Origin of the sequence: Dysosmobacter segnis (assembly GCF_014297285.1) — a bacterium.
In the GTDB taxonomy this organism is placed as follows: Bacteria; Bacillota; Clostridia; order Oscillospirales; family Oscillospiraceae; genus Oscillibacter; species Oscillibacter segnis.
The window spans coordinates 115501-138437 of sequence record NZ_JACOQI010000003.1 but is presented as its reverse complement, the minus strand read 5'-3'; the positions used below and the strand labels follow the sequence as shown (position 1 = coordinate 138437).

The window sequence follows — 22937 nt, the reverse complement described above, 5'->3', positions numbered from 1 at the left end:
TATGTACTTGTAACCCTATTGTAAAGGACAGCGGGGAAAAATGCAAGAAAAATCTGCGGCCTGGAGACAGAAAGTTGGATAGAGCAAATAAAAAATGGAAAAAAGCGGGAGCCGATGGCTCCCGCTTTCGCTGTCGTGATCTTAAAAAGAACAGATTTACTTGGTGCCGAAGATCCGGTCGCCGGCATCGCCCAGACCGGGGACGATGTAGCCCTTCTCATTCAGGTGATCGTCCAGAGCGCCGGCATAGATATCCACGTCGGGGTGCTTCTCCTGCAGGAACTTGATGCCCTCGGGAGCGGCCACGAGGACCATGAGCTTGATGTGCTTGCAGCCCCGCTTCTTCATTTCGCCGATGGCCTCTGCGGCAGAACCGCCGGTAGCCAGCATGGGATCCACGATCAGCACGTCGCGCTCGGCAACGTCCTTGGGCATTTTGCAGAAATAGGGATGGGGCTCCAGAGTCTCCTCGTCCCGGTACATACCGATATGGCCCACACGGGCGGCGGGAACCATCCGCAGCACGCCGTCCACCAGACCCAGACCGGCCCGGAGAATGGGGACGACTACGAACTTGCGGCCGGCCAGAGTGGGGGCGTCCATCTCGCAGATGGGGGTCTCAATGTGCTTGGTGGTCATGGGCAGATCGCGGGTGGCCTCATAGGTGATGAGCATACCGATCTCGCTGACCAGTTCCCGGAAATCCTTGACGCTGGTGTTCTTGTCCCGCATGATGGTCAGCTTGTGGGCCACCAGGGGATGATCCATAATGACTACTTTACCCATAATTCTGTTCTCCTCTATATCAAAAAATTGAAGACGTTATTGAATCGGCGCCGGTTTCTTTTTCAGGGGGTCCGCCTGCGGCGGCCGGAGGTAGAAAGCCTCCAGCTCCTGAGCGGAGACCAGCTTGCCCTGAGCGGCTAACGCCTCTGCCTCCAGCGCCACGGACGTGGCGTTCTGCATGATGAGGTGGGGGGGAGCCATACGGCAGGGGATGCCTTGCTCCGTAAAGCGGGCGTATACCAGATGCGCGCCGTCACCCACTAAGGTGATGGGCTGGAGATCGTTTCGGATCTCCTCCGCCAGCTCGTCAAGAGAGACGGCCCGATCCGGGGTCAGCCGGGTGAGGACGCCGTTTTCCGCAGAGAAGTTGGCGTTATAGACCTGACTGCGGCGGGCGTCCATGGCGCAGACGATCAGCCCGTCGAAAAAGGCCGCGTTCCGGGCCATGGCAGCCAGCGTGGACACGCCCACGGCGGGCTTGTCCACGGAAAAGGCAAGGCCCTTGGCGGCGGAAACGCCGATGCGGATGCCTGTAAAGGAGCCGGGGCCGACAGCCACGGCAATGGCGTCCATATCGGACAGCTTCAAGTCCGTATTTTTCAGGATGTGCTCCACGATGGGCATCAAGGTGCGGCTGTGAGTCAGCCCGGTGTCCTGATACCCTGCGGCCAAAATGCGTCCGTTTTCGGATACGGCGGCGGATACCGCCTTGGCGGAGGTCTCCAGGGCTAAAATTTTCATGGAAGCTCCACTCCTTTTATGGTAATGCTGCGGCCGGTATCCCCCTCCCGGGCGATGCGGACCCAGACGGTGTCCTCCGGCAGAGCGTCCATCACGTTTTCGCTCCACTCCACGGCGCAGACGCCGCCGCGGGAGAGATAATCCTCCCAGCCGATGTCGAACAGGTCATCGGCGCTGTTCAGACGGTACATATCAAAGTGGAACAGAGGCAGCCGGCCGCCCTCGTACTCATTCACAATGGCAAAGGTGGGGCTGGTGACCCGGCCCTTGTAGCCAAGCCCCGCGGCAAGTCCCCGGGTGAAGGCAGTCTTGCCCATACCCAGATCCCCCAAATACGCCACCACCGCACCGGGGTTCAGCACGGCGGCCAGACGGGCGCCGATGGCTTCCGTCTCCGCTTCGTTATGACTGTGAAATTCCATGGACACCCTCCCTTGCTGCACGTAATCCATCACATTATAGCACGTCCGACAGAAAATGTAAAAACAAAATTCAACAAGTTTACAGGTCCCTTTTTGTGTGGTATACTATCAGCGTGTCGAAAAAGTTTTTTCGCCCCGCTGAGCAAGTTTCCAGAACTTTATAAAAGTTCTGAAAACTTAGAATTTTAATGGCACGAGACACCCTTCTTGGGTTTCCCGCGCACACCCTTCACCCGCAAGGGGTATGCAGCATCCGTAAAGCGGCACAGCCGCTAACGGCTGCCCTACCTTACCGTTGCGGAGGATTTACCACTTTATTGACAGTCTCACTATGTAAGCAATTTTTTTCCGTATGAAAGCAAGAGGCAGCTATGTTCAAGCGACTGAAAGAGACCATATTGGAGATCATCCAGCAGGCGGACCTGATTCTGCTGGGGCTTTGCTGCGCCGCGTCGGTGTTCGGCATCGCCATGATTTACAGCGCCACCCGGTACAACAACGATAACCGGAAGATCATCGTACAGACAGCGGCACTGCTCATCGGCATCGTGGTGTATTTCGGCATTTCCATGATCGATCTGGAAATGCTCATTAAGCGGTGGAAGTGGATCGCGGCGTTCGATGTGCTGTTTATCCTACTGCTGAAAACGCCCTTCGGCGTCAGCGACGATACCGGCAATACCGCATGGCTGAAATTCCCCTTTCTGCCGGTGAGCATCGGCCCGGCGGAGGTGGTGAAGATCACCTTCATCATCCTGCTGGCCTGGCAGCTCCAATGGCTCCGGGAGGAAAAACGGGATCTGAGGTCCTTTTCCGCCGCCTTCTATGTGGGCGGTCATACGCTGGGGATAGCGGGACTGTACTTTGTTATTTCCGGCGATATGGGAAATGCGCTGATGTTCCTGCTGATCTTCGTGGTGATGTCCTTCGTGGCGGGCTTTGCCCTGCGGTGGTTCGCACTGCTTTTCGGCGCGTCGGGGGCCGTCATCGGAGGCATCATAGCCTTTGATCTGGTACCGGATTCCAAAAAGTATATGCTCAACCGCTTTATCGTTCTGTTTGACCATAGCTACGATGTCCAGCATACAGGCTGGCAGCAGACCCGAAGCCTGCTGACCATCGGCGGCGGAGGCTTCTGGGGACAGGGGTATCTCCATGGAACACAGTCTCAGGCGGGGGTCGGCTCCGTTCCGGCCCGGCACACGGACCTGATTTTCGCCGTCATCGGTGAGGAACTGGGCTTCGTGGGAGCCACGCTGTCGATCTTGCTGCTGGTGGCCATCATCATCCGGGTACTGGTGGTGGGCTGGCGGGCTGCCCAGCCGTTCCACACCTACGTCTGCGTGGGGATCGCCTCCATGGTGATGTTTCAAATGATCATCAACATCGGCATGTGCCTGTTCATCATGCCGGTGATCGGCCTGACACTGCCGTTTTTCAGCTACGGCGGCTCGTCGGTGGTGACCCTGTTCGCCGCCATGGGCTTCGTCTCCGGCATCAAGAAGCGGACGGTGGTCCGCCGCCGTCCGGGACGGCCCTTAGGCTCCAACGCGGTATATTGACTGAAAACCGGGGCGCGCAGCGCTCCGGTTTTTTCCATCGGGCCCGTTCACATATTTTTCCGGCTCTTCGACAACACTACCTCTGTATCAATACGGTATATCCGAACTGACAGGAGGTTTTCATCATGAATATCCGCATGAAACGCGGCATGGCCTTGGTCCTGATGGCATCGCTGCTGCTGGCAGGCAGCGCGCAGGCGTTATTCGGCCTCGGAAAGAGCAAGCCGGAGGCAGTCTCTCCTGAAAACGGCCCCACGGCCCGGGACCTGGAGATCCGCACCTACCGGGGCATCCCCTATCTGGGGCAGTTGGAGGCTGCGGACCCTGACGGCGGGGAGCTGACCTTTGCCATCGTCACCCAGCCCAAGAAGGGGACCGTGACGGTGGAGGGCGCCAATTTCACCTACACGCCCAAGGAGAACGCTGCCGGAGGGGACAGCTTCACCTATTCCGCCGCCAACAGCGCCGGGGCCGTGTCCCTGCCCGCCACCGTGACCGTGACCATCGAAAAGACCCGCTCCGGCGTTACCTACGCGGACACCGGCGAGGCCACTGCCACCGCCGCGCAGGATTTAGCGGAGCGGGGCGTGTTCACCGGGGCGAAGATCGGAGATAAGTGGTATTTCGAGCCGGACCGGACCGTCAGCCGTGGAGAATTTCTGGCCATGGTGCTGGAGACCGCCGGCGCGGAGGTGACGGACGTCACCATGACCGGCTTCCGGGATGATGACGCCATCCCCACCTGGGCGAAAAGCTATGCCGCCGCCGGCGTGGCGGAGGGCATCCTGCGTGGAAAGCCCACGGAGAACGGGGCGGTATTCTCCTGCGAGGAGCCTATCTCCTTCAGCGAAGCCGCCACGGTGCTGAACCGGGTGCTGGATCTGGGGAACGTGGAGTTAGAGGTCTGGTTCGCGGATCGGGAGGCGGTACCCTCTTGGGCGGCGCAGGCTGTGGGGAACATGGAAGCACTGAATGTCCTCAGCGTGGGCAGTTTCGGAAGTGACCGCCTGGAAACGGCAGTGACCCGTGCCGATGCGGCCCGGATGCTCTCAGCGGCGGGAACCCTGCTGAGAGGGGAGAAGGATACCGGCCTGCTGGGTCTGCTGAAAAAGTCCTGACCCCGCAAGGGCGAACGCACCCACAAAATGACGCAAGCAGCCTGCCCATTCGGGCAGGCTGCTTGCGTCTGAACAGAACCGGGGGAAAAGTTCATATTGTATTCAGCGGGGGTTTGTGCTAAACTACTATAATTACAATAGACTAAAATAGTATCGTTATGTCCATCGCAAACTGCCATAAAAATAGAAAGGTTCTGATTTTCCATGAAAATCGTTGTTTTAGCCGGCGGCATCTCCACCGAGCGAACCGTCTCTCTGGTGTCCGGCACCGGCGTGTGCCAGGCGCTGCGCCGCAAGGGCCATCAGGCCATTCTGGTGGATATGTTTATGGGACTGGAAAATCCGCCCGCAGATCTGAACACGCTGTTTGACGCACCGGATGGCCTGTGCCCGGATGTGAAGATCGAGGTGCAGGCCCCGGATCTGGATGTGGTCCGCCGCAGCCGTCCGGATCAAAGCCCCAGCCGTATCGGCCCTCATGTGCTGGATATCTGCCGACTGGCGGACATCGTGTTCCTGGGCCTTCACGGGCAGGACGGCGAGGACGGCCGCATCCAGGCAACGCTGGACCTGCTGGGTGTCCCCTATACCGGCGCGGGCTACTTAGGCTCCGCCATCGCCATGGATAAGATCGCCGCCAAGGAGATGATGGATGCCAACGGCATCCCCAATCCCAAGTGGCAGAAGCTGACCTATACGGAGGAAGAGATCCCCCAACTGGCGGAGACGCTGCCCATGCCCTGTGTGGTGAAGGCTCCCACTGGCGGGTCTTCTCTGGGCGTCTATCTGCCCAAGGATCGGGCAGAGCTGGCGGATGCCCTGCGGCAGGTCCGCAGCTTCTGCCATGAGGTGCTGGTGGAGCAGCGGATCTACGGCCGGGAGCTGACGGACGCCGTGTTGGGTGAGCGGTATCTGCCCCCGGTGGAGACCTTCCCCAGCGTGGAGAACTTTGACTATGAGGCCAAGTATCAGGCCGGCGGCGCCAAGGAGATCTGCCCGGCGGAGCTGACGGAGGAACAGGCGAAGGCCGTGGGTGAGATGGCTTTGCGGGTCCATAAGGCTCTGGGGCTGGCCGTCTATTCCCGGACGGATATGATCATGGACGAAAACGGGCAACTCTGGTGTCTGGAGGCCAACTCTCTGCCGGGAATGACCCCCACCAGCTTCGTGCCCAAGGAGGCCGCCGCCGTGGGCATCAGCTATGATGACCTGTGCGAGGAGATCGTGCGGCAGTCCTTAAAAATCAAGAGGAGATAACTTATGCAGCCAATGACGGTAACAGAGATCGCATCTGCGGTCAAGGGGGTCTGGTGGAATCCCAGTGAACAGGTCCCGGTGGTGAGCGCCGTTTCCACGGACAGCCGGAGGATCGTTCCCGGCAGCCTGTTTCTGCCCTGGGTGGGGGAGAAGTTCGACGGACACCTGTTCATCGACGCGGCGCTGGACGCCGGCGCCGCTGGCTGCCTGTGCGCCAAGCTGCCCCAGAATATCCGGGAGGATAAGTTTTACATCAAGGTAGCGGATACCCGACTGGCTCTGCGGGATCTGGCCTCCGCCTACCGGGACCGGTTTGAGATCCCCTTTGTGCAGATCACCGGCAGCGTGGGCAAGACCACTACCAAAGAGATGATCGCCGCCGTGCTGGGGGCCAAGCTGAACGTCCTCAAGACGCCGGAAAATTTCAACAATGACATCGGCACGCCCCTGACGCTGCTGGGCCTTGCCCCGGAGCATGAGGCGGCGGTGATCGAGACCGGCATGAACCACTTCGGCGAGATCGAATATCTGGGAGCCATGGTGCGGCCGGACATTGCTGTGATCTCCAACATCGGCGATGCCCATATCGAATATCTGGGCAGCCGGGAGGGCATTTTAAAGGCCAAATGCGAGATTTTTGAACATCTGAAGGCAGACGGCGTGGCTATCCTCAACGGCGATGACGCACTGCTGGATACGGTGACGCTGCCCCAGCGGATCGTCCGCTGTGGCCAGAGTGAGCACTGCAAGACCCGGATCAGCGACATTGTGGATCACGGCGTGGACGGCATCACCTGCACGGTGACAACAGCCCGTGACACCTATGCCCTGACCATCCCGGCTCCCGGCGAGCACATGGCCTATTCCGCATCCATGGCGGTGGCCGTGGGGGAGGAGCTGGGCCTCAGCCGGGAGGAGATCGTCCGGGGCGTGGCAGCCTATGAGCCTACCGGCTCCCGAATGCGGGTCATCCGCCTGCCGGGGGGACGGGTGCTGCTGGATGATTGCTACAACGCCAACCCCCAGTCTGTGACCGCGGCACTGGAGGTCCTGGGCCGCACGGACTGTGAACGCCGGGTGGCGGTGCTGGGCGACATGGGCGAGCTGGGGGATCTGACGGATCAGGCCCACTTCAATGCCGGCGCTCTGGCGGCCATGCTGGGCATTGACTTTGTGATCGCCATTGGCTCCAAGGCTGCACGGATCGCAGACGGCGCCGCCATGAGCGGCGGAGACGTGGTGCATTTCGCCACGAAGGAGGAGGCGCTCCCCACGGTGCGGGAGCAGCTGCGGCCCAACACCAGTATGCTCATCAAGGCGTCACACTCCATGCGCTTTGAGCGGCTGACGGAGGACTTGCGGAAGTATTATGATTGAGATTCAGGTCAACAACCTTGTAAAATCCTTTGAGGTGGGCCACAATGTTCTGGATGGCGTCACCTTTCAGATCGATCAGGGGCAGCGGGTAGGTCTGCTGGGCAAAAACGGCGCCGGCAAGTCCACGCTGTTCAAAATATTGATAGGAGAACTGGACTGCGACGAGGGCACCGTCACCATTTCGCCGGGTCACCGCATGGGTCTGATCTCTCAGATCCCGGTGTACCCGGAGGGGTACACCGTGGACGATGTGTTGCGCTCTGCCTTCGGGAGACTCCACGCCCTGACCGCTGAAATGGAGGAGCTGGCAGGCCGCATGGCGGCGGGGGAGACGGACCCGGCCATTTTGAAGCGCTATGGCAGTCTTTCCGAGCGGTTTGAGGTGTTCGGCGGATACGATACGGATGTGGCCATCAGCAAGGTGGCCAACGGCCTGTCCATTTCCGACGATATGCGGGGCCGGCTGTTCGACCAGCTTTCCGGCGGAGAAAAGACCCGGGTGAACCTGGGCCGCCTGATTCTGGAGGATACGGACATTCTGCTGCTGGATGAGCCTACCAACCATTTGGACCTTCACGCTACGGAGTGGCTGGAGGCCTATATCCAGAAATTCCGGGGCACCGTGGTGGCCATCTCCCATGACCGCTACTTTTTGGACCGCTCCGTGAACCGGGTCATTGAGATCGAAAACGGTAAAGCGGAGTTTTACTCCGGCAATTACAGCTTCTACGCAGTGGAAAAAGAACGCCGTTATCAGGAGCGGATGAAGCAGTACGAAAAGGAGCAGGCCAAGATCGCCCAACTGGAAAAGTCTGCGGAGCAGCTGCGGATGTGGGCCTTCCAGGGCATGGACAAGACCTACCGCCGGGCCATCTCCATGGAGCGCCGCATTGAGCGGATGCGCACCACCGCCAAGCCCACCAAGGCCCGGAAGATGGACGCCCGCTTCACCGCCGCGGAGTTCCACGGGGACGAGGTGCTGGGAATCCGGAACCTGAGCAAGGCCTACGGCGAGAAGCCGCTTTTCGAGGGGATCTCCCTGAAGGTGGAGGGGGGCGAGCGCATCGCCCTCATCGGTGACAACGGCACCGGCAAATCTACCCTCATCAAGATGATCGCCGACGAGGTGTACCCGGACAGCGGGCGCATCCGGCTGGGGCCGCAGGTGAAGCTGGCCTATCTGCCCCAGATCATCCACTTTGACCACCCGGACTGGAATCTGGTGGAGAACATGATGGCGGCCAAGCGGGGCATCTCCGCCCAGTCCGCCCGGAACCGGCTGGCGGCTTATGACTTCCGGGGTGAGGACGTCCTCAAGCCGGTGTCCGTTCTTTCCGGCGGCGAGCAGAGCCGCCTGCGGCTGTGTATGCTGATGGACGACGAGATCAACTTCCTGATTCTGGACGAGCCTACCAACCATCTGGACATTGCTTCCAGAGAGTGGATCGAGGAAGCGGTGGAGGCCTATGACGGCACGCTGCTGTTCGTCAGCCATGACCGGTACTTCATCAACCGCTTCGCCACCCGGATCTGGGAGGTGGCCAATGGCACCATTACCGACTATCCCATGGGCTTTGCTCAGTATCGGCAGGTGAAGGCACAGGAGGAAGCGGAAAAAGCAGAAACAACAAAGCCTGTAAAGGAAAAAACGGTTACAGAAAAACCGGTTCGGGGCGACCGGGCGCAGCAGGCGGCACGGCGGCAGCTGACCATCTGCGAGCGGGAGATCGCCAAGGCGGAGGAGCGGGTCGGGGCGTTGGACGCCGAAATGGAGGCCAATGCCTGCGACTATGAAAAGCTCAACGCGCTGGTGGCGGACAAGGATGCCGCTCAGGCGGAACTGGACGCCCTGTACCTCCGCTGGGAGGAGCTCAGCGAAGCGGCGGGCGAGGCATAAGAAACAGAGGTGAAAGCATGCGGGATGTACTCTGCATTTACTATTCCCGAACGGGGAATACCAAACGGGTGATGGAGACCATCGCCAAAGAAATGGACGCGGAGCTGTTGGCCCTGACCGACGGCGTGGAGCGGAGCGGCCTGCGGGGCTGGCTCCGCAGCGGCATGGACGCCATGCGGAAGGACTGCCCTGACGTTCTGCCCTTTGAAACGGAACGAAAGCTGGAAAATTACCGGCTGGTCATTGTCGGCACCCCGGTGTGGGCCGGACGGTGCAGCAGCGTGATCCGCAGTTTCCTCAAAAACCACGGCGGAGAGATGAAGCGGGTGGCCTATGTGCTGACCCGGGGCAGCGAGCACAAGAGCGAGGATATTTACCGGCAGATGGATCAGTATACGGGAAAGCCCCATCAGGCGGCCACATCCCTGCGGGTGGGCCATGTGGGCCACACCTTCTGGCAGGAGGAATTTCTCCGGCAGATCCGGGAACTGCTGGCGGAGGAGGAATAGCGACACTCCTTTTCAAATTTCAACATTTGAGAAAGGAGTACAGTCATGCTGGATAAATTAAAGGATCTGGACCTCCGGTATGAGGATCTGGAATCCCAGTTGGGCGATCCCCGGGTGTATGGCGACGCGGAAAAGCTGCGTCAGGTAAACCGGGAATTGAAGGAACTGCTGCCGGTGGTGGAGACCTACCGGGCTTATCAGGCGGCGGACAGCCGCCGCCGGGAGGCGGAGGAGCTGCTCCATGACCCGGAAATGAAGGAAATGGCCCAGGCCGAACTGGCGGAAGCCAAGGAAGAACTGGAACAGCTGAAGGAAAAGCTGACGATCCTCCTGCTGCCAAGGGACCCTAATGACAGCCGAAACGTGATCCTGGAGATCCGGGGCGGCGTGGGCGGCGAGGAAAGCGCCCTGTTTGCCCATTCCCTTCTGCGGATGTATACCATGTACGCTGAGAGCCACGGCTGGAAGCTGGAGATCGCCAGCATCAACGAAACGGAGCTTGGCGGCGTGAAGGACTGCTCTGCCGTTATTGAAGGGGACGGGGCCTGGTCCCGGCTGAAGTTTGAATCCGGCGTCCACCGGGTCCAGCGGGTGCCGGAGACGGAGTCCGGCGGCCGTATCCACACCAGCGCCGCCACGGTGGCGGTGCTGCCGGAGATGGAGCCGGTGGATGTGGAACTGAACCCCGCCGATATTGAAATGCAGGTCTACCGGGCCAGCGGCGCCGGCGGACAGCACGTGAACAAGACCTCCTCCGCCGTGCGGCTGATCCATAAGCCCACAGGCATGATCGCCGAGTGTCAGGAGGAGCGCAGCCAGTTTCAGAACCGGGAGAAGGCCATGCGCCTGCTGGCCTCCAGATTGTACGAGGCGGAGCGGGAAAAGCGGGAGAGCGCCTATGACGCGGAGCGCCGCAGTCAGGTGGGCAGCGGGGACCGTTCCCAGCGGATCCGCACCTATAATTTCCCTCAGGGACGGGTGACAGACCACCGCATCGGCCTGACGCTTTATAAGATCGACGCCATCATGGACGGCGCGCTGGACGAGCTGATCGACGCGCTGGTGACGGCGGATCGGGCAGAGAAGCTGAAACAGGGACAGGAAGCAGAGTGAGCATATTTTGAGAGTAGACGCCCGGCGGCGTTGAATATAAGATAATTCGAGGCGAGAAATGATGCATACACGATATTTTGACCTGCGGGACACCAAGGGTCAGCAAAAGATCATCGAGGATCAGATCTCCGCAGCGGCAGACATCCTGCGGCAGGGGGGACTGGTGGGAATTCCCACGGAAACGGTCTACGGTTTGGGCGCCAACGCATTGGACGCAGAGGCTGTCAACAAGATCTTCGAGGCTAAGGGCCGTCCGCAGGACAACCCTCTCATCATCCATATTCCGGGACCCCAGTGGCTGCCCCGGTACTGTGAGGACGTGCCGCCGCTGGCGTATACGCTGGCCCGGAAATTCTGGCCCGGTCCTCTGACCATGATCCTGAAGCGGAAGCCCATCGTGCCGGACGCCACCACGGCAGGACTGGACACCGTGGGTGTCCGCTGCCCGGACCATCAGGTAACGCTGTCCATCATCCGGGAGGCAGGCGTCCCTGTGGCCGCGCCCAGCGCCAATACCTCCGGCCGTCCCAGCTGCACCACCGCGGCGGATGTGATGGAGGACATGGAGGGCAAGATCGACGCCGTGGTGGACGGCGGCCCCTGTCAGGTGGGCGTGGAGTCTACCATTTTGGATCTGACCTGCACGCCGCCCCGTCTGCTGAGACCCGGCGGACTGCCTTTGGAGGCATTGGAAGAGGTCGTCGGCCCTGTGGCGGTGGATAAGGCCGTAACAGAGCGGCTGAAGGACGGGGAGCAGCCCAAGGCTCCCGGTATGAAGTATCGCCATTATGCCCCCAAGGCTCCGGTGACTGTTGTCACCGGCCCGGCGGAAGCTTCTGCCCGGACCATTTTGCAGATGGTGAAGCCCGGTGACGGTGTCATCTGCTTTGATGAGTTCGCGGAGCTGTTCAAGGAACAGGAAGTGGAATGTCTGGGTCCCAGTCAGGATAAGCGGATCCAGGCCCAACGGGTGTTTGACGCTCTGCGGGCCTTTGACAGCAAGGACGCGGCCCAGATCTATGCCCAGTGCCCGGACAGTCAGGGCCTTGGCCTTGCCATCAGCAACCGTCTGAAGAAGGCGGCGGGCTTCAAGACCATCGCCGCGGGACAGAAGCGGGTGGTCATCGGCATCACCGGCGGTACCGGCTCCGGCAAGACCAGCGCACTGGAGGCCATCCGGGATCTGGGTGGTCAGGTCATCGACTGCGACGAGGTGTACCATGAGATGCTCCGGGACAGCGCAGAGCTGCGCCATGCCATCGAAGTGAAATTCCACGGCGTGTTTAATTCCGACGGTACGCTGAACCGCAAGAAGCTGGGTGAGCTGGTCTTTGAGAACAAGGAACGGATGGCGCAGCTCAATGAGGTCATTTACCGGTTCATTGTACCGGAGGTACAGCGCCGCTGTCAGGCCGGCGAACTGGTGGCGGTGGACGCCATCAACCTGATCGAAAGCGGCGCGGAGGCCCTGTGCGACCGGACCGTGGCCGTCACGGCCCCGGCGGAGCTGCGGGTGCGGCGGATCATGGCCCGGGACGGCATTGACGAGCGCTATGCCCGTATGCGGATCTCTGCCCAGAAATCCGACGAATTCTACCGCGGTAAGTGCGACTATGAGCTCAGCAACACCGCTGAGACGCCGGAGGATTTCCGGGAGATCGCCAGAGATTTCTTCCGCCGCCTCATCGGAGAGCTCCGGGAGGAAAAGAATGAAGCCAGCCGGTAAACGGCGGGGCAGGAACCGCTAACGGCTGCCCTACCTTACCGTCGCGGAGAATTTACCACTTTATCGACAGTCTCGAAGGAGGATACTATGTCTGATAGCAACAAAGCATTGAAGGAAAAGCTGCTGAGCAGCCGTAAAAACGGCTTTGACCGTGTGGACGCGGCGGAGCTGGAGCAGATGGAAGCCTACTGCAAAGAATATATGGCGTTTCTGGATGCAGGCAAGACCGAGCGTCTCTGCGCGGCGGAGACAGTCCGCCTCGCAGAGCAGGCCGGATACAAGCCCTTGGTCCGGGGACAGGCCTTGAAGGCCGGAGACAAGGTGTATGTCTGCAATCGCGGGAAGAGCGTGCTGCTGGCCCATATCGGCAGTAAGCCCATGAGCGAGGGGGCCCAGATCGCCGCCGCCCACATCGACTCTCCCCGGCTGGATCTGAAGCCTAACCCTCTGTATGAGGACAATGAACTGGCCTATTTCAAGACCCACTACTACGGCGGCATCCGCAAATATCAGTGGGTGACCATCCCGATGGAGCTTCACGGCGTGGTGGCGCTGACGGATGGCACCACGGTCACAGTGAACATCGGCGGCGATGAAGGCGATCCCAAGCTGGTCATCACGGACCTGCTGCCCCATCTGGGTCAGGAGCAGAGCAAGAAGCCGCTGGCCGAGGGCATCGTGGGCGAGCAGCTGAATCTGCTGCTGGGCAGCAAGCCCATCGGAGACGATGAAGGCTCCGACCGGGTGAAGCTGGCTGTGATGCAGCTTTTGAACGAGAAGTACGGCATCACGGAGGATGATTTCACCTCCGCTGAACTGGAAGCGGTGCCGGCTGTGAAGGCCACGGAGATCGGCCTGGACCGCTCCATGATCGGCTCCTACGGCCATGACGACCGCGTCTGCGGCTACGCCGCCTTGAAGGCATTGCTGGATCTGGACAAGACGCCTGCCAAAACCGCCGTCTGCGTGCTGGCGGACAAGGAGGAGATCGGCTCCGACGGTGTGACCGGTATGCAGTCCGCTGCCTTTGACACCTTTATGGAGGATCTGTGCGAGGCTCAGGGCGCGGCCTTGCGGGTGTGTCTGGAGAACTCCTTCTGCCTCAGCGCCGACGTGACGGCGGCCTACGATCCCAACTTCGGTGAGGTGTTTGAAAAGAAGAACGCCGCCTATCTGAACTACGGCATCGGCCTGTGCAAGTACACCGGCGCCCGTGGCAAGTCCGGCGCCAGCGATGCCAGCGCCGAGACGGTGGGCTATGTCCGGGGTATCTTTGACCGGGCCAAGGTCATCTGGCAGATCGCGGAGCTGGGCAAGGTGGACGCCGGCGGCGGAGGCACCGTGGCCATGTATATGGCCAACCGCAACATCACGACGCTGGACGCCGGTGTGCCGGTGCTGGCCATGCACGCCCCCTTTGAGGTGGTCTCCAAGCTGGACTGCTATGAGACATATAAAGGTATGAAAGCCGTTTACGAAGCGGAGTAAGAACTGCTTCGAGAGAGTCTGACGGCGAGAAAATATGGAAAAGGCAGGAGGGAAAACCGCTCCTGTCTTTTCATATATGACCTTTTTCAACAATTTGACCGTAAACGGCGGACAATTTAACGAAATTTTTCCAAATCCCACAAGGGTATCTTTGCCGTTTTCGGTTGCAAGCTGTTGGGAAAGCTGATAGAATAGAACTATTCAAAGACAAATGACCGTATGAGGTGGACGATATGGCGAGAAAAATCAAGTATTATCTGGTGGCGGCGGAGGCCCTGCCGGAGATCTTTATCCGGGTGGCGGAAGCCAAGCGGATGATGCAGACCGGCGAGGCGGACACGGTGGGCGCAGCCACAAAAATGGCCGGCATCAGCCGCAGCGCCTTCTATAAGTACAAGGACGCGGTGCAGCCCTTCAACGATATGAAGTCGGAGCATATCATTACGTTTTACACCCTGCTGAAGGATGTGTCCGGCACGCTTTCCAGCGTTCTGGGCGTGTTTGCCGCCTCCGGCGCTAACATCCTGACCATCAACCAGAGCATTCCCACAAACGGCTGCGCGGCCGTGACCATTTCCGCTGAGACCTCCGCTATGGAGAAGTCTCTGGAACAGCTGATCACCGACATTTCCGCATTGGATAACGTTATCAAATTCGAGATCCTGGCCGGATAAGGGAGGAGCAACGATGATCAAGATCGCAATTCTGGGATTGGGTACAGTGGGGACCGGTGTTGTGAAGGTAGTAGAGGCCAACACAGTTCCCATCCAGCACAAGCTGGGCCAGCCGCTGTCCGTGAAAACGGCGCTGGTCCGGAAGCTGCGGGCCGACCCGTATCAGCACTTGATGACCGAGAATTTCCGGGAGATCGAACATGACGGCGAGATCCGGGTGGTGGTGGAGACCATCGGCGGCGTGGAGGCCGCCTATGAGTACACCCGCCGGTGCCTCATGGCGGGCAAGCACGTGGTCACAGCCAACAAGCAGCTTGTGGCGGAGCATGGCTGTGAGCTGTTAGAACTGGCCCGGAAGAACCATGTGAATTACTTGTTCGAGGCCAGCGTGGGCGGCGGCATCCCTGTGCTGCACCCCCTGACCCAGTGCATGGCGGCCAACCGCGTGGATGAGATCTACGGCATCCTGAACGGCACCACTAACTTTATCCTCACAAAGATGGTGAAGGAGGGCGCGTCATTTGCCGAGGTTTTGAAGCTGGCGCAGGAGAAGGGCTACGCGGAGGCGGACCCCACGGCGGACGTGGAGGGCATCGACGCCGGCCGCAAAATTTGTATTTTAGCGGATCTGGCCTTTGGACATCAGGTGGACCCGGCGCAGGTGCCCATGGAGGGCATTACCGGCATTGATCTGAAGGATGTGGAGATCGCCGGACGCCACGGCTACCGCATCAAGCTGCTGGGCCGCTGCCTGCGGCTGGAGGGCGGCCGCCGCACTGCGTATGTGGCGCCCCACCTGATCTCAGAAGAGAACCCCATGTCCGATGTGAACGATGTGTTCAACGCGGTGGTGGTCCGGGGCAACGCCACCGGCGAGGTCATGTTCTACGGCAAGGGTGCGGGCGAGCTGCCCACCGCCTCTGCCTGTGTAGCGGATGTGATCGAGTGTCTGCAGGAGGAGCGCCACCGGCCGGAGATCGGCTGGAGCGCCGATACCGGCGGCTTTGCCTCTCCGCTGACGCTGAAGAACCGCTGGTACTTCCGGGTGGGAACGGATACCCTTTCGGAGGCCTTACATAGCGCAAAGGTGCTGGAACAGGGCACGGAGACCGCCTTTATCACGCCGTCCATCACCGGCACGGATGCGGAGCGGCTGGCGGCTTACCTGCCCACGCTGGCAAAGATGCGGGTGCTGGATTGATTCCCCAATCCCGGCTTCCCGCGTATGATGGAGTGGACCCTGCTGCCGGTCGGTAAGATTTCAATGGACCGGCGGCAATCTGAAGCAAAGAGGGAACAACCATGAGCTTGATCGTACAGAAATTCGGCGGCAGCAGTGTGCGGGACGCACAGCGGATCCGCAACGTTGCCGGTATCATTGCGGAAACTTATTTGGAGGGCAACGATGTACTGGTGGTGCTTTCCGCACAGGGAGACACCACGGATGACCTCATTGCCAAGGCGGAGGAGATCAATTCCCATCCCTCCAAGCGGGAAATGGATATGTTGCTGTCCACAGGCGAGCAGATCTCCGTAGCCTTGTGTGCCATGGCGCTGGAATCCATGGGCCTGCCCTGCGTGTCCCTGACCGCCTGGCAGGTGGGGATCCAGACCACCGCCGTCCACGGGGACGCCCGGATCAAGCGGATCGATTCTGAGCGGGTCCAGGCGGAGCTGGATCAGCACAGGATCGTACTGATCACGGGCTTTCAGGGAATGGATCGGGCCGGGGATGTTACGACCTTGGGCCGGGGCGGCAGCGACACCAGTGCTGTGGCGCTGGCGGCGGCGTTCCGGGCCAAACTGTGCCAGATCTACACGGATGTGGACGGTGTTTACACTGCGGACCCCCGGATCGTGCCAAATGCCAGGCATCTGGATGAGATCACCTATGATGAAATGCTGGAGCTGGCGTCTCAGGGGGCCGGCGTGCTCCACAACCGCAGCGTGGAGCTGGCGAAGAAGTTCCGGGTGGATCTGGAAGTGCTCTCCAGTCTGGAGAGAAAGCCCGGAACCAAAGTGAAGGAGGTCACAAAAGTGGAAAAGACGACCATCGCCGGTGTGGCGAAGGATACCAGCATCGCACGGATCGCACTGATCGGGCTGCGGCACAATCCCGGCGTCGCGTTTCAGGTGTTTGACCTGCTGAGCAAGCATAACATCAATGTGGACCTCATTTTGCAGTCCATTGGCCGGGAGGACAGCAAGGATATTTCCTTTACTGTTCACGAAAAGGATCTGGAGGACGCTCGGGCGATCCTGACGGAAAATCAGGAGGTTCTGTGCTTTGACCATATCGAGGTGGACGGCAACATCGGCAAGGTCTCCATCGTGGGTGCGGGCCTGATGACCAACTGCGGCATGGCCGCCCGGATGTTTGAGGCGCTGTATGAGGCGGGCATCAACATCCAGATGATCAACACCTCTGAGATCCGGGTCTCCGTCCTGCTGGACGAGGGGGACGTGGACCGGGCAGTCCGGGCCATCCACGCCAAATTCTTTGACGAAATCTGAGTGATATAGCGGAACACGGGGAAGCCGGTATGGGTTCCCCGTGTCCCTTTGACTGTTTGGAAATCATTAAATAAGCCGTATCAAGCGGCGGAATGGAGATAGGTATGAACGCAATTGTAACCGTGATCGGAAAGGACAAGGTGGGCATCATCGCCGCCGTGTGCATCAAGCTGGCGGAGATGAACGTCAATGTGCTGGACATTTCCCAGACCATTCTGGACGGCAAGTTCACCATGGTCATGGCGGTAGATGCCGCCAATGCCAACGTGGGCTTTGAGGAACTGGCTGCCCAGCTCCGGGAGCTGGGGGAGGGGATGGAGCTGTCCATCCGCATCCAGCGGGAAGAGATTTTCGACGCCATGCACAGAATATAAGGAGAGAGAACGATGCTGAATCAAAAAGAAATCCTCTCTACCATCGCCATGATCGACCAGCAGCACTTGGACATCCGCACCATCACCATGGGTATTTCCCTCCTGAGCTGCTGCGATCCCGATGCGAAGAAGGCCTGCGACAAGATCTACGAGAAAATCACCCGGTACGCGGAAAAGCTGGTCAAGACCGGCGAGGACATCCAGCATGAATTCGGGATCCCCATTGTGAATAAGCGGATCTCCGTGACCCCCATGGCTCTGGTGGCCGGAGCCAGCGAGACGGAGGACTATGTGCCCTTCGCAATGGCGCTGGACCGGGCGGCAAAGACCTGCGGCGTCAACTTTATCGGCGGTTATTCCGCACTGGTGCAGAAGGGAATGACCCTTGCCGACGAAAAGCTGATCCGCTCCATTCCGGAGGCGCTGGATCGGACGGAGCTGGTGTGCTCCAGCATCAACGTGGGCTCCACCCGTGCCGGCATCAATATGGATGCCGTGAAGCTCATGGGCCGCGTTATCAAGGATACCGCCGCCCGGACGGCAGACCGGGACGGCCTTGGCTGCGCTAAGCTGGTGGTGTTCTGCAACGCCGTGGAGGACAACCCCTTCATGGCCGGCGCCTTCCACGGCGTGGGCGAGGCAGAACGGGTCATCAACGTGGGCGTTTCCGGTCCGGGCGTGGTGTACCATGCCTTGCAGTCCGTGAAGGGCCAGCCCCTTGACGTGGTAGCGGAAACCGTGAAAAAGACGGCGTTTCAGGTGACCCGCATGGGCCAGCTGGTGGCTAAGGAGGCCAGCAGCCGTCTGGATACCCCCTTCGGCATCGTGGACCTGAGTCTGGCTCCTACCCCGGCTATTGGCGACTCCGTGGCCCGTATTTTGGAGGAAATGGGCCTTGAGGTCTGCGGCACCCACGGCACCACCGCTGCACTGGCCCTGCTGAACGACGCTGTGAAGAAGGGCGGCGTCATGGCGTCTTCCTCCGTGGGCGGACTGTCCGGTGCCTTTATCCCCGTCAGCGAGGACGAGGGTATGATCGCCGCCGCCAAGGCGGGGACCTTGTGCGTGGATAAGCTGGAGGCCATGACCTGCGTTTGCTCCGTGGGTCTGGATATGATCGCCGTGCCCGGCGACACCCCGGCGGAGACCATCTCCGCCATCATCGCGGACGAGGCGGCCATCGGCATGGTGAACAACAAGACCACCGCCGTCCGCCTGCTGCCCACCCCCGGCAAGAACGTGGGCGACACGGTGGAAATGGGCGGCCTGCTGGGCAGTGCTCCGGTGATGCCGGTGCACAAGGAGTCCAGCGCCGACTTCATCCAGCGGGGCGGCCGCATCCCGGCCCCGCTCCACAGCCTGCGGAACTGATTTGAATAGTTGAACAGCAAACCCCCGCCGTAGTCATACGGCGGGGGTTTTTGGCAAAAATCAGCGGTTTGCGGAACAAAAACGCTCTGGAAATGGGAATTGAAACCGGTCAGCTTTCCTTTTTGAAACACCGTATCAGTCCCGCAATGGCGAAAGCCAGTCCCACAAGGCTGATAAGATCGGAGGGGAGACTGCCGAGGATGGGGAGCCAGGGTGAGAGCGGCGCATACAGCATCAGCATACCGGCAAACAGGATCAGCGCGATCCCCTGCAACTGATTTTTCATCTAAAAACTCCTTTCTGCTACAAAACGGGGCGGGCTTATGCCTGCTCCGCAAATTTTTTCTTGTCCCGGTCGATCTGCTTCTGGTAGCGGTCCTGTTCGGAAAAGACACAGCCGCAGTACTTCTGCATATAAAAGCCAAGCTCTCTGGCCCGCTGATTCCCTGCCCGGAAATTGGGCCGGAAATCCCGGTAGAGAAATTCCACGCCGTACTGCCGGGCGTATTTCTCCGCCGCGGCCTTGATGCCGTCGTGATCCTGATAGAGACTGGCCAGCAGGGTGGAGGTAAAGGTCTCGTAGCCGTGCTCCGCCGCGTACCGGGCCGTTTCCTCCAGCCGGTGCTGATAACAGTAGGTGCAGCGGTGGTCAATATCGCTTGCAACGTGCTCTACAAACGTTCTAAGACCGTAGTCCTCATCTACAATGACCTGCATTTCAATGGTGGGGGCGTAGGCCAGCAGACAGTCCCGCCGGGCTTCATATTCTTTCCATGGATGAATGTTCGGGTTGTACCAAAAGGCTACCGGTTCGATCCCTTCGGCCCGGAGCGGATCGATACAGCTGAGGGAGCAGGGGGCGCAGCAGGTGTGCATCAAAATAGATGTCATAGCAGGAACTTCCCTTCTGAAAAAGCATGTTTTCTATAGTATAACATAGGCTGTCAAATGAAGAAAGTCTAAGGGAGTAACCGATTTCTTAACGGAATATTCACGAAAATTCCATGTTTTTTACATTGAGAATTACGGCGGAGAAACGTAAAATATTGGTAATAAGCTAAAGTGGGGCTGAAGGGCCCCTAAAGGAGGAACTCCCCTTGCGGGTCGGACTTGATGTAGGCTCCACCACCATCAAATGCGTGGTGTTGGATGACCGGAACAACTTGATATACCATACATACGAGCGGCATTACAGCCATATTGTAGAGAAATCCGCAGAGCTTCTACGGCGGGTAGCGGAGCGTTGCGGCTGGGAGGCGGTGTTTGCCATCTCCGGCTCTGCCGGCATGGGCATGGCGGAGAGCGTAAAGGCTCCCTTTGTGCAGGAGGTGTTCGCTACCCGGGTGGCGGCCAACCGTCTGGCACCGGGGACGGACGTTATCATCGAACTGGGCGGCGAGGATGCCAAGATCCTCTTTCTGACCAACGGTATGGAGGTCCGGATGAACGGCTCCTGCGCCGGCGGCACCGGGGCCTTCATCGACCAGATGGCCACGCTGCTGAAAATGGGAGCCGATGAAATGGACCAGGCCGCCCAGACGGCAGAAAAGACCTATACCATCGCCGCCCGCTGCGGCGTGTTTGCCAAGAGCGACATCCAGCCCCTCATCAACCAGGGGGCCAAGTCCGCCGACATCGCCAAGAGCATCTATCAGGCGGTGGTGAATCAGACCATCGCGGGTCTGGCGCAGGGACGGCCTATCAAGGGTCACGTTCTGTATCTGGGCGGGCCGCTGACCTTTTCCCAATGCCTGCGGCAGAGCTTCGACGAGACCTTGGGCGTCACCGGAACTTGTCCGGAGAATAGCTTGCTGTTTGTGGCTCTGGGCGCGGCGTTTTACGCCGAGGAATCGTGGGACCTGCTGAAAACGGCGGAGCTGTTGGAGCAGCGCGGCATGTCGGAGACCTACCGCTCCCAGCCGCCCCTCTTTGAAAATCAGGCGGAATATGACGCGTTCAAAGCCCGTCACGCCAAGGCGGCGGTGCCCCAGGCGGACTTCCCGACGGACTACGCCAAGCCCGTCCACATCGGCATCGATTCAGGCTCCACCACGGTGAAGGTGGCGGTCATCGACGAGAACGCGGAGCTGCTGTTCACCGACTACCGGCCCAATCAGGGGGACCCCATTGCCCTGCTGAAAACCGTGCTGCTGGGGTTATATGAGAGCCATCCCAAGCTGAACGTGGCATCCGTCACCACCACCGGCTACGGCGAGGATTTGGCCAAGGCCGCCTTCCACGCGGATTTCGGCGTGGTGGAGACCGTGGCCCACTTTACCGCCGCCAAGCATTTTATGCCGGATGTGGACTTCATCATCGACATCGGCGGTCAGGACATGAAGTGCTTCAAGATCGAAAACGGCGCCATCAGCGACATTTTCCTCAACGAAGCCTGTTCCTCCGGCTGCGGCAGCTTTTTGCAGACTTTCGCTCAGGCGTTGGGCTACGATGTGAAGGACTTCACGAAGCTGGGCCTGTTTGCGGACCGGCCCGTGGATCTGGGCAGCCGGTGTACGGTGTTTATGAATTCCAGTGTGAAGCAGGCCCAGAAGGACGGCGCCTCTGTGGAAAACATCTCCGCGGGACTGTCTATTTCCGTGGTGAAAAACGCTATCTACAAGGTGATCCGGGCCTCCTCACCGGAGGAGCTGGGCCGTCATGTGGTGGTTCAGGGAGGCACGTTTTATAACGAGGCCGTTCTCCGGGCCTTCGAGAAGGAAATGGGCCTTGAGGTGATCCGCCCCAACATCGCGGGCCTCATGGGAGCCTACGGCGCGGCCCTGTACGGCATGAAAAAGGCTGTCAAGGGAAACCACAGTACACTCCTGACAGAGCCGGAGATGCGGGCGTTCCATCGGGAAACAGAGAGCCGCAGCTGCGGCCAGTGCGGAAACAATTGCCAGCTTACCGTCAACACCTTCTCCGATGGCGGGCGGCTCATCAGCGGCAACCGCTGCGAGCGGCCCATCACCGGCAAAAAGGACGATGATCACTGGAATCTGTATGAATATAAGCGGCAGCTGCTTTTAGGCTACAAGCCGGGGGAGAACCGGCGGGGGCGGATCGGGTTGCCCCTGTGTCTGAACTTCTGGGAATTGTATCCCTTCTGGCACACGTTTTTCACAAAACTTGGCTTTCAGGTGGTCCACAGCCCCATGTCCAGCCGGAAGCTGTATCTGGAGGGGCAGGGGAGCATCCCCAGCGACACCGCCTGCTTCCCGGCGAAGCTGGCTCACGGCCACATTGAATTTCTGGCCAAGCTGGGCGTGGACGCCATTTTCTACCCCTGCATGACCTATAATATTGACGAGGGCCTGGGCCAGAATCACTATAACTGCCCGGTGGTGGCCTATTACCCGGAGGTGCTGGCAGGCAACTGCGACTGCCTGAAAAACACCAAGTTCATTTACGACTACGTGGGTATCCACCGGCCCCACGACTTTGAGAAGAAGATCACCGCCGTGATGGAGCGGGAGTTCGGCCCCATCCCCCATGGGGAGATCAAGGCGGCGGTGGAGGCGGCCTACGGAGAATATGAGCGTCACATGAAGCAGATCCGGGAGAAGGGTGCGGAGATCATGGCCGCCGCCCGGAAGGAGGGGCGCCGGATCATCGTTCTGGCAGGCCGCCCCTACCATGTGGACCCGGAGGTCAATCACGGCATCGATACCCTCATCACCCAATTCGGCGCGGCAGTCATCACGGAGGATTCCGTTTCTCAGCTGGCAGATCCGTTCAAGACCACGGTGCTGAACCAGTGGACGTATCACGCCCGGCTCTACGCGGCGGCGAAGTACTGCTGCTCCCAGCCGGATATGGATCTGGTGCAGCTTGTGAGCTTTGGCTGCGGCGTGGACGCCATCACCACCGACGAGACCCGGGAAATTCTGCGGGAGGGCGGCAAGCTGTATACCCAGCTGAAAATTGATGAGATCACCAATCTGGGCGCGGTACGCATCCGTTTGCGGAGCCTGTTTGCGGCGTTGGAGGAACAGGAGGAGACCTGAT

20 protein-coding genes are annotated in these 22937 nt (G+C 59.9%); 15 read left to right on the top strand and 5 right to left on the bottom strand.

The features are described 5' to 3' along the window. Positions 1-156: 156 nt before the first annotated feature. Genes upp through tsaE form a run of 3 tightly spaced genes read right to left on the bottom strand, consistent with a single transcriptional unit; the run spans position 157 to position 1949 of the window. Entirely contained in the window at positions 157-786 is a 630-nt protein-coding gene (gene upp, locus H8Z83_RS05095) for a uracil phosphoribosyltransferase (RefSeq protein ID WP_187014052.1), read from the bottom strand. A 36-nt stretch (positions 787-822) separates the two neighbouring features. Beyond that, on the bottom strand, positions 823-1527 hold the full coding sequence (tsaB, locus tag H8Z83_RS05090) for a tRNA (adenosine(37)-N6)-threonylcarbamoyltransferase complex dimerization subunit type 1 TsaB (protein WP_187014051.1): 705 nt from the start codon (positions 1525-1527) through the stop codon (positions 823-825). Next, positions 1524-1949 carry a tRNA (adenosine(37)-N6)-threonylcarbamoyltransferase complex ATPase subunit type 1 TsaE gene (gene tsaE, locus H8Z83_RS05085; protein WP_187014050.1) on the bottom strand — a complete coding sequence of 142 codons (426 nt, stop codon included), beginning with the start codon at positions 1947-1949 and terminating at the stop codon, positions 1524-1526. Before tsaE ends, tsaB begins: the two co-directional genes overlap by 4 nt. Positions 1950-2320: 371 nt before the next feature. Here tsaE and H8Z83_RS05080 point away from each other — a divergent pair, with 371 nt between their 5' ends. From H8Z83_RS05080 to H8Z83_RS05015, 14 genes are all read left to right on the top strand, one after another. Then, complete coding sequence (locus H8Z83_RS05080; RefSeq protein ID WP_187014049.1) at positions 2321-3511, top strand: FtsW/RodA/SpoVE family cell cycle protein; 1191 nt, start codon at positions 2321-2323, stop codon at positions 3509-3511. Between the two features lie 125 nt (positions 3512-3636). Continuing rightward, a complete protein-coding gene (locus tag H8Z83_RS05075; RefSeq protein WP_187014048.1) occupies positions 3637-4629 on the top strand; it encodes a cadherin-like domain-containing protein in 993 nt (330 codons plus the stop codon). Between the two features lie 204 nt (positions 4630-4833). Beyond that, positions 4834-5886, top strand: coding sequence for a D-alanine--D-alanine ligase family protein (locus H8Z83_RS05070; RefSeq protein WP_187014047.1), 1053 nt, complete (start codon positions 4834-4836; stop codon positions 5884-5886). A 3-nt stretch (positions 5887-5889) separates the two neighbouring features. After that, positions 5890-7263 (top strand): UDP-N-acetylmuramoyl-tripeptide--D-alanyl-D-alanine ligase, encoded by a 1374-nt coding sequence (locus H8Z83_RS05065; RefSeq protein WP_187014046.1) that lies wholly within the window; start codon positions 5890-5892, stop codon positions 7261-7263. Further along, positions 7256-9160, top strand: coding sequence for a ribosomal protection-like ABC-F family protein (abc-f, locus tag H8Z83_RS05060; protein WP_187014045.1), 1905 nt, complete (start codon positions 7256-7258; stop codon positions 9158-9160). Before H8Z83_RS05065 ends, abc-f begins: the two co-directional genes overlap by 8 nt. Before the next feature lie 17 nt (positions 9161-9177). After that, positions 9178-9669: a flavodoxin family protein gene (locus H8Z83_RS05055; RefSeq protein WP_187014044.1), complete on the top strand. Its 492-nt coding sequence runs from the start codon at positions 9178-9180 to the stop codon at positions 9667-9669. A 45-nt stretch (positions 9670-9714) separates the two neighbouring features. After that, positions 9715-10782, top strand: coding sequence for a peptide chain release factor 1 (gene prfA, locus H8Z83_RS05050; RefSeq protein ID WP_187014043.1), 1068 nt, complete (start codon positions 9715-9717; stop codon positions 10780-10782). Between the two features lie 58 nt (positions 10783-10840). Further along, positions 10841-12508, top strand: coding sequence for an L-threonylcarbamoyladenylate synthase (locus H8Z83_RS05045; protein ID WP_243184742.1), 1668 nt, complete (start codon positions 10841-10843; stop codon positions 12506-12508). An 87-nt stretch (positions 12509-12595) separates the two neighbouring features. Then, positions 12596-13996 carry an aminopeptidase gene (locus H8Z83_RS05040; RefSeq protein WP_187014042.1) on the top strand — a complete coding sequence of 467 codons (1401 nt, stop codon included), beginning with the start codon at positions 12596-12598 and terminating at the stop codon, positions 13994-13996. A 233-nt stretch (positions 13997-14229) separates the two neighbouring features. Beyond that, a complete protein-coding gene (locus tag H8Z83_RS05035; protein ID WP_187014041.1) occupies positions 14230-14670 on the top strand; it encodes an ACT domain-containing protein in 441 nt (146 codons plus the stop codon). A gap of 13 nt (positions 14671-14683) precedes the next feature. Beyond that, entirely contained in the window at positions 14684-15871 is a 1188-nt protein-coding gene (locus H8Z83_RS05030) for a homoserine dehydrogenase (RefSeq protein WP_187014040.1), read from the top strand. A 101-nt stretch (positions 15872-15972) separates the two neighbouring features. Next, positions 15973-17184 (top strand): aspartate kinase, encoded by a 1212-nt coding sequence (locus H8Z83_RS05025; protein WP_187014039.1) that lies wholly within the window; start codon positions 15973-15975, stop codon positions 17182-17184. Between the two features lie 104 nt (positions 17185-17288). Beyond that, complete coding sequence (locus tag H8Z83_RS05020) at positions 17289-17558, top strand: ACT domain-containing protein (RefSeq protein WP_187014038.1); 270 nt, start codon at positions 17289-17291, stop codon at positions 17556-17558. A 15-nt stretch (positions 17559-17573) separates the two neighbouring features. Further along, on the top strand, positions 17574-18929 hold the full coding sequence (locus tag H8Z83_RS05015) for a PFL family protein (protein ID WP_366463838.1): 1356 nt from the start codon (positions 17574-17576) through the stop codon (positions 18927-18929). A gap of 109 nt (positions 18930-19038) precedes the next feature. Here H8Z83_RS05015 and H8Z83_RS05010 read toward each other — a convergent pair whose 3' ends face one another. Together H8Z83_RS05010 and H8Z83_RS05005 are read right to left on the bottom strand one after the other, a co-directional pair. Further along, entirely contained in the window at positions 19039-19215 is a 177-nt protein-coding gene (locus H8Z83_RS05010) for a hypothetical protein (RefSeq protein WP_187014036.1), read from the bottom strand. A 35-nt stretch (positions 19216-19250) separates the two neighbouring features. Then, complete coding sequence (locus tag H8Z83_RS05005) at positions 19251-19820, bottom strand: epoxyqueuosine reductase QueH (RefSeq protein WP_187014035.1); 570 nt, start codon at positions 19818-19820, stop codon at positions 19251-19253. A 206-nt stretch (positions 19821-20026) separates the two neighbouring features. Between H8Z83_RS05005 and H8Z83_RS05000 the strand changes: the two genes are divergently transcribed. Further along, positions 20027-22936, top strand: coding sequence for an acyl-CoA dehydratase activase (locus tag H8Z83_RS05000; RefSeq protein ID WP_187014034.1), 2910 nt, complete (start codon positions 20027-20029; stop codon positions 22934-22936). Position 22937 lies beyond the last annotated feature (1 nt).

Excerpts from the sequence above, each read along its gene's own strand:
- upp (WP_187014052.1), bottom strand. The coding sequence starts at position 786 with ATGGGTAAAGTAGTCATTATGGATCATCCCCTGGTGGCCCACAAGCTG.
- tsaB (WP_187014051.1), bottom strand. The coding sequence starts at position 1,527 with ATGAAAATTTTAGCCCTGGAGACCTCCGCCAAGGCGGTATCCGCCGCC.
- tsaE (WP_187014050.1), bottom strand. The coding sequence starts at position 1,949 with ATGGAATTTCACAGTCATAACGAAGCGGAGACGGAAGCCATCGGCGCC.
- H8Z83_RS05080 (WP_187014049.1), top strand. The coding sequence starts at position 2,321 with ATGTTCAAGCGACTGAAAGAGACCATATTGGAGATCATCCAGCAGGCG.
- H8Z83_RS05075 (WP_187014048.1), top strand. The coding sequence starts at position 3,637 with ATGAATATCCGCATGAAACGCGGCATGGCCTTGGTCCTGATGGCATCG.
- H8Z83_RS05070 (WP_187014047.1), top strand. The coding sequence starts at position 4,834 with ATGAAAATCGTTGTTTTAGCCGGCGGCATCTCCACCGAGCGAACCGTC.
- H8Z83_RS05065 (WP_187014046.1), top strand. The coding sequence starts at position 5,890 with ATGCAGCCAATGACGGTAACAGAGATCGCATCTGCGGTCAAGGGGGTC.
- abc-f (WP_187014045.1), top strand. The coding sequence starts at position 7,256 with ATGATTGAGATTCAGGTCAACAACCTTGTAAAATCCTTTGAGGTGGGC.
- H8Z83_RS05055 (WP_187014044.1), top strand. The coding sequence starts at position 9,178 with ATGCGGGATGTACTCTGCATTTACTATTCCCGAACGGGGAATACCAAA.
- prfA (WP_187014043.1), top strand. The coding sequence starts at position 9,715 with ATGCTGGATAAATTAAAGGATCTGGACCTCCGGTATGAGGATCTGGAA.
- H8Z83_RS05045 (WP_243184742.1), top strand. The coding sequence starts at position 10,841 with ATGATGCATACACGATATTTTGACCTGCGGGACACCAAGGGTCAGCAA.
- H8Z83_RS05040 (WP_187014042.1), top strand. The coding sequence starts at position 12,596 with ATGTCTGATAGCAACAAAGCATTGAAGGAAAAGCTGCTGAGCAGCCGT.
- H8Z83_RS05035 (WP_187014041.1), top strand. The coding sequence starts at position 14,230 with ATGGCGAGAAAAATCAAGTATTATCTGGTGGCGGCGGAGGCCCTGCCG.
- H8Z83_RS05030 (WP_187014040.1), top strand. The coding sequence starts at position 14,684 with ATGATCAAGATCGCAATTCTGGGATTGGGTACAGTGGGGACCGGTGTT.
- H8Z83_RS05025 (WP_187014039.1), top strand. The coding sequence starts at position 15,973 with ATGAGCTTGATCGTACAGAAATTCGGCGGCAGCAGTGTGCGGGACGCA.
- H8Z83_RS05020 (WP_187014038.1), top strand. The coding sequence starts at position 17,289 with ATGAACGCAATTGTAACCGTGATCGGAAAGGACAAGGTGGGCATCATC.
- H8Z83_RS05010 (WP_187014036.1), bottom strand. The coding sequence starts at position 19,215 with ATGAAAAATCAGTTGCAGGGGATCGCGCTGATCCTGTTTGCCGGTATG.
- H8Z83_RS05005 (WP_187014035.1), bottom strand. The coding sequence starts at position 19,820 with ATGACATCTATTTTGATGCACACCTGCTGCGCCCCCTGCTCCCTCAGC.